The following is a 1,982-nucleotide window of genomic DNA, read 5'->3' as shown; positions in this document are numbered from 1 at the left end:
ATTGGAAAATTGGAAATTCTCAACTAAATGATAATGATATATAGGTAATTTGTAACGAAATGACATATAATATAAACGGTCAATTTGAGGAACAATAACAGCTTTAGTTCTGTAAATTAAAGTTTTTTCAACTTTATCCCAAAACCATTTTATTAATCCAGTCCTTCCTTCTAAATATAACTCATGCGCATCATACACAACCTCTATACTCCTTGATATTCCGCCAATATACAACAATGTATTCAAGTCGTTACAATGTATAATATTGGGAGATACAGTTTTTTATTATCTTATGTATTTGCCTATAATATGATATAGCACTAAACAGTCTTCCTATAGCAAAGGAACTATATTCACTTCTTAACTCAATTATATCAAAATCATAATTATCAAGACTGTCATTCGTATTAAAAGAAGATACAACTAACGTAACATGATGGCCAGCTTTTTGAAGTGTATAAATTTCTTTTTGTACTCTTCCATCGTACTTAATATCACCAATTAATAATACAAGAATAGATTTCATATTTATATTCAATTACTTAATTTCTGGATGGTCCCTCATTGATTCTCTAACCATATCTACATCTTTAAAAAAGACTGTACTATATGGACTGTATAAGCGATAATTCAAAATTTCAGGCTTAGGTGGGAATGGCATAAAATATCGCTTTATTGGATAATATGATATACATATTAAAACTACAAATATTGAAAACTGCCTAGTTAATAAACATAGTTTTTTCTCATACAATAAATAATAACAGCAATTTGATATTAGTATGACATACTCATACAATAAATAATAACAGCAATTTGATATTAGTATGACATATATTATACACAAATAACTTTGGAAACGATAGAACAACGGAGCACCCACATTTAATATATCCAACAAAATATAAACTAAATTTATTTGTATTATCCAATCATAGCTATCACCCACATTTAATATATCCAACAAAATATAAACTAAATTTATTTGTATTATCCAATCATAGCTATCATTTCTCCTCATGCAGTAATAATAAACAAAAAACAGAGACACCAAAACACCTGAAATTAAAGCCTTTATAATCGACAATATTGTACCACTAAATTGATAGTTTTCATTAGAAAGATAATTTGTTGCTTTAGAGCCAAAATCACCAACATTTCCCCAAATTTGTAAATATAATAGGTATTCATTAATAAATGGATATAAAGATAATAGTACGCAAAAGATAACAAAAGAACAAATCAGTAAAGTTTTAGTAGGTTTCAAGATCTTAACTAATGGTAATATAAATATGATTATAGAGCTAATATGAAACAATGATGCAATGCATGCAATAAAATAATACTTCACCCATTTATTCTTAGTAAATGAATTTATAGACCATAAAAAAACTGCAACAGCCAAAGCTTCTCTCATAGCATCAAAACACAAATTAGCATAAAACAAAACGAAATAGATAAAAGCACTTACATATATCATCTTAGAATATCTTTTTATAAAATGATATATAGAATAATTAATAAAAGTCGAATGAAACAACTGAAATATCACATAATCACTTCCTATCTGTTTACATACTCCAATTAAGATATTCCATCCAGGACGCCTATTAATATTACCTAATATATCTTCCCAAGAGCAATCAGAAATAGCTAAAGAATGCGTGTATTCATACATGTAATCAGCCGTATCATTCCCAATCCTATATCTAAAAGCAGCAAGAAACCATAAAACAAAGAATACTACTTTGAAAACAGTATTCTTATATTGACTAGAAGAATATATATCGTATTTTACAATACAGAATATTAACGATACAACGATACAAATATAAATCATCGTGCTTTGAAGAATATATATCGTATTTTACAATACAGAATATTAACGATACAACGATACAAATATAAATCATCGTGCTTTCAACAAAATAAATATTTATCCAGCTTTACGATTTAACAACTTCAAAATAGAATAGAAGCTA

At 27.0% G+C, this 1,982-nt stretch carries 1 protein-coding gene and 1 pseudogene; both read right to left on the bottom strand.

Translation table 11 applies throughout. From position 1 onward, the window contains the following. Window positions 1-246: pseudogene (locus tag DXA15_RS27450) on the bottom strand (glycosyl transferase); the annotation flags it as partial. A gap of 292 nt (window positions 247-538) precedes the next feature. Then, window positions 539-1,840: an EpsG family protein gene (locus DXA15_RS24875; protein WP_128135828.1), complete on the bottom strand. Its 1,302-nt coding sequence runs from the start codon at window positions 1,838-1,840 to the stop codon at window positions 539-541. Between the last annotated feature and the right edge of the window lie 142 nt (window positions 1,841-1,982).

It is taken from the genome of Parabacteroides sp. AM58-2XD, from assembly GCF_003463685.1.
GTDB classification, from domain to species: domain Bacteria; phylum Bacteroidota; class Bacteroidia; order Bacteroidales; family Tannerellaceae; genus Parabacteroides; species Parabacteroides segnis.
This window is presented reverse-complemented; position numbering and strand designations above follow the sequence as displayed.

Excerpts from the sequence above, each read along its gene's own strand:
- DXA15_RS24875 (WP_128135828.1), bottom strand. The coding sequence starts at position 1,840 with ATGATTTATATTTGTATCGTTGTATCGTTAATATTCTGTATTGTAAAA.